Source organism: Fructobacillus fructosus KCTC 3544 (assembly GCF_001438695.1).
GTDB classification, from domain to species: Bacteria; Bacillota; Bacilli; order Lactobacillales; family Lactobacillaceae; genus Fructobacillus; species Fructobacillus fructosus.
Map to the genome: position 1 here is coordinate 3,318 of NZ_JQBH01000004.1, position 3,735 is coordinate 7,052.

Here is a 3,735-nt window from a genome sequence, read left to right on the forward strand (position 1 = left end):
GATTAACTATCGCACAGATTCAGGTGCAAAAGATAGTAACAACACGACTTGGGCGTATAGTGCCACTACCATACCGGTTCAAACACTGCCCAAGAAGCCAACCTTAACGCTTGTTGACGAACCAAAGAAGCCGGATGCTGTTAAAGTTTCCTACCATTTGTATGACATGCCAAAACATGAAACACCAGCTGTTTCCTATCATAAGGCGGTCATCGAAATTGATCAGACTCCCCAGCCTTCAATCATCAACAACACGACAAACAATTATTCATACACAACGAATAATTACACGACAAATCACCCTCAACAACTTGTACAGGCCAAGCCAGCCCAAGCACAACCAGCCGTTGCAACTCCACAAGCACCTGTGAGTGTTGTTCAGACCGCAGCACCTACACTCCCCGAAACGGGAAAGGCAACAAGGAATACAGGTGACGGTGTTACTGCCGCTGCTGTATTAGCAGCGGGTACTGGAGCTATGTTCCTGGCTATGAAACGCCGAAAGCTCGTTTAAGTTCATAAACGGGAGTCTAGAAAATTCTGTATAATTAGCAATAGGGAGTTTTTGCTCATGGCAAATGATTCAGCAAATACATTTCAATATGCACTTGACCCTAATAAACGAGCGATCGCACGTATTGACATCTTGAAAAGCCGATTTGATAAAGAAAGTTACAATCATTTAGACAGTCAGATTCGTCTGCAAAAAAGTAAATATCAAACTTCTAAAGATGGTTATGAGCTGGTTACTAAAGTTTTTAAACTGTTATCTATCGTCGCTTTGATTACATTTGTCTTTATTTCAAAAAGTTTTCTAAAAAACTTGACGCCGGAGCAGTTGAAATTTTCGGTCGTAACTTTCCTTTTTCTACTTATTCTGCTCACTTTTTCTCTCTTTCTATTTCTGTTTTGGTGGCGTAATAAGATTAACTCAATGGAGACAGTCATTCAGTTAATGGAAGATACACTAGAAGAGAAAAATAAAGATGATAGAAGGGTAAAAAGATGATTAGCAGTTATTAGCAGATTTATTTGTTGTATTATATCTAGAAGTGAACTGGGGGGGTGATGTGATGACAAATCATATCGAATACATTGCGGTGGGGGCTTCCACAGGCGATATTTTGTTTAGGGGAAAGGATGATACCTCCCTTATTCGACAAATTAATCAACGATTTCCACTACCAATTCGTGGGGTACCTAGGGGAGCTTTACTGCCAGAGCCCATTTGGTTGTATGCCATTGACCCAGTAACTGGTCAACGCATTTAAGCATTACACTGGGTTAATGAAGAAGAACTAGCAATGAGACCCGAAAATTCATTTATGTTTATAAACGGAAAAAGACCCAATAGTCGGGTCTTTTTTGTTTAGAAGAATTGTATAATGCGAGTTCTATTCTCAGTTTAATGTTTTTTTTGAGGGCTACAATCAGTCAAAATAAAAAACGCCATTGCTGGCGTTTTTCTGGTTTCATTAGTACCAGCCATATTGCTTACTGTGGTTAGCGGCATTTTCCCAAGAACCATAACGAGCAGCGACATATTGATCAGCTACTCGCTCTTGATTGGCCGCTGAGTAATCACCCTTTAGGTAACTAGCATCTAACTGATATTTCCCAATATAGCGACCATTTTGAGCAGTATAGGAGCCACCAGATTCACGATTAGCAATGTACTCTTTAGCCGATGAAGTCGTCGTGCTTTGTGATGTTACATTGACTTTAGGCTGGATGGCGGACGACTGTTGCGGTTCTGCTACAGAAGCAACTGCTGTATTGGTTTGTGGTGCATTTTGAGGCGTTTGAGCGGTTTCAGTAAGCACCGGCTGTGATGCAGTGCTTTCTGTTGTGGAAGCTGGTTGAGGGGCAGGGCTCGTGGCTGTCTTAACTTGCCCATCCGTTGTCGTCACTGATTCAATCGTTTGCTTATCCGCTGAAAACTTAATCTTATCACCAACAAAAATTAAGTTAATATTTTGAATACCACTATTATTAGCAAGTGTTTGAGCATCTGTATTATATTGCTCTGCGATTTGACTAAGCGTATCGCCGGCTTTTACTGTATAAATTTGCGTTGCATCTGTCTGATCAATCTGATCGGCATTTGCTTGGTTACTTCCCGTCATGCCTGCTGTGGCTAAGAGGGCTGCTGTCGCACCAGCGAAAACAAGGTGTTTGGTCATACTCATGAGATCGTCTCCTTTTTGTCAAATTGTTCGATCATTCATCTAAAGTTTATCTAATAGTCTGCTTTCCTTGAAGTAGACTATATAAGTTAGGCTAGTAAGTTAGCATTATTTGAAAATTAAAATTTAATGAAATTAGTGTTGAGTGGACGACTTTCATCATCAGTCGTTTTATTTTCAGAAGATTTTGGTTATAATAACTAGGCAACTAAGCAATGGTGGGGATTTTTTTGATTGAATTTTCACACCACTGTCGAACAACAGGTTTTTAATTTATCAATTCGTTGCTTTTTTCGATTTACTCGATACAATTATTGTTCAATCACTTCTCTTTGTCATATTTACCACACCTGTTATTCAACCATTGCTTGATTGCCAAGAAGGGGGGGGCTGTCCCCTTTTTTTGTTTGCACTGAAAAAGGAGCCGCCAAGTTTTAGATCCTTTCGCTATTTATTAATAGCCGTAGTATTGGGCCTTTGTTTCGGCTAACCATTTAGGATCTTGATTGGCCCATTTAAAGTACTTAATCGATAGCTTCGTCGCCCATTTCAGAAGCAGCCAAGCAAGAAACAACCCCAAGGTGCAGACTAACAAGCCAATAGCGATGACCCAGCCCATTAGGACAGCGCCATCATCATTATTTTCTTGACGGTAATAATACATATTTTCCTCCTAATTATACTTATATTTACAGTTGTAAGTATAAGTATAATTATAATGATAGTTTAGTTACAACGGCAATGGGCTTAGTTATTTAGATCATTGCTTACAACGTATTCCAACCAGGCCGAAAAGCTTAGGCCCATTGCTTTTGCTTTTTTAACACCGGCATCATGAATCGAAGGTTTCATCATGATGACATATTGCTTTTTTGTCTCCCTCATTTTAGTCAGAGAAGGTGAGGGGGCTTGCTGTTTTTCTGCTATTTCCTTCTTTTCAAGCATATCTGCAAACTCCTGCTTCGTTAGTTCTGAACGTTTTGGTGCTTCACCTCTAATTGCCATAATTGTTTCTCCTTATTTTAATTCATCAACTTTTTGCTTCATGTTTGCATAAGCGCTATCCAGTTTCTGGAAAAACTGTCGATTTGCATTGTAAATTTTAGCATCTTCCTGCATCGTCACGATTGGTTTGTTTTGTCGTATCGTTGCTTTAAAGAGCTGTTTATTTGGAATCGTTGCAATGACCTGTTCATCATCCTTCGTTTGCTCAATCAAGTCTTGCGATTCGCGTGTATTGTGCTCCACCTTGTTATTGATGAAATAGAGTGGGGTGTCAATAAAAGGTTGTCGGGTACTAGGATTGATTAGTTGCCCCAATAAGGCATCAACTCTGGCCTGTATACGCGCTTTTGCGGCCCAACCAAAAATGTTGGGTTCAAGTGGACTGATCACCGCATCTGCAGCGACAACAACATTCCGATTGATGATGCCAAAATCAGGATGGGTATCAAAAAGAATGTAATCATATTGATCAATATTAATTTCTGATCCATGGTCATCAAACCAATAATTCAAAACAAGAGCAGGCATTGGAATATCTGAGAGA

At 39.9% G+C, this 3,735-nt stretch carries 6 protein-coding genes and 1 pseudogene; 3 read left to right on the top strand and 4 right to left on the bottom strand.

Features of this window, described 5'->3' with window-relative positions:
* The 3 genes and pseudogenes from IV71_RS02410 to IV71_RS02420 all read left to right on the top strand — a co-directional run.
* A pseudogene (locus IV71_RS02410) lies at positions 1–514 on the top strand (LPXTG cell wall anchor domain-containing protein); the annotation flags it as partial.
* 57 nt (positions 515–571) lie between these two features.
* A complete protein-coding gene (locus IV71_RS02415) occupies positions 572–1,009 on the top strand; it encodes a hypothetical protein (RefSeq protein WP_010691921.1) in 438 nt (145 codons plus the stop codon).
* A 64-nt stretch (positions 1,010–1,073) separates the two neighbouring features.
* Positions 1,074–1,271 (top strand): hypothetical protein, encoded by a 198-nt coding sequence (locus IV71_RS02420; protein ID WP_010691920.1) that lies wholly within the window; start codon positions 1,074–1,076, stop codon positions 1,269–1,271.
* A 204-nt stretch (positions 1,272–1,475) separates the two neighbouring features.
* Here the strand turns inward: IV71_RS02420 and apf are convergent, their stop codons facing one another.
* The 4 genes from apf to IV71_RS02440 form a co-directional block, all read right to left on the bottom strand.
* A complete protein-coding gene (apf, locus tag IV71_RS02425; RefSeq protein ID WP_010691919.1) occupies positions 1,476–2,189 on the bottom strand; it encodes an aggregation-promoting factor in 714 nt (237 codons plus the stop codon).
* Between the two features lie 451 nt (positions 2,190–2,640).
* Positions 2,641–2,850 (bottom strand): hypothetical protein, encoded by a 210-nt coding sequence (locus IV71_RS02430; protein WP_010691918.1) that lies wholly within the window; start codon positions 2,848–2,850, stop codon positions 2,641–2,643.
* Between the two features lie 83 nt (positions 2,851–2,933).
* Positions 2,934–3,191, bottom strand: a complete 258-nt coding sequence (locus IV71_RS02435) for a hypothetical protein (protein ID WP_010691917.1) — start codon at positions 3,189–3,191, stop codon at positions 2,934–2,936.
* Between the two features lie 12 nt (positions 3,192–3,203).
* Positions 3,204–3,735 (bottom strand): ParA family protein (locus tag IV71_RS02440; RefSeq protein ID WP_082621254.1); only part of this gene is annotated, 532 nt, incomplete at its 5' end.

Bases quoted from the DNA above. Each gene is read 5' to 3' on its own strand.
- IV71_RS02415 (WP_010691921.1), top strand. From the start codon at position 572: ATGGCAAATGATTCAGCAAATACATTTCAATATGCACTTGACCCTAAT.
- IV71_RS02420 (WP_010691920.1), top strand. From the start codon at position 1,074: ATGACAAATCATATCGAATACATTGCGGTGGGGGCTTCCACAGGCGAT.
- apf (WP_010691919.1), bottom strand. From the start codon at position 2,189: ATGAGTATGACCAAACACCTTGTTTTCGCTGGTGCGACAGCAGCCCTC.
- IV71_RS02430 (WP_010691918.1), bottom strand. From the start codon at position 2,850: ATGTATTATTACCGTCAAGAAAATAATGATGATGGCGCTGTCCTAATG.
- IV71_RS02435 (WP_010691917.1), bottom strand. From the start codon at position 3,191: ATGGCAATTAGAGGTGAAGCACCAAAACGTTCAGAACTAACGAAGCAG.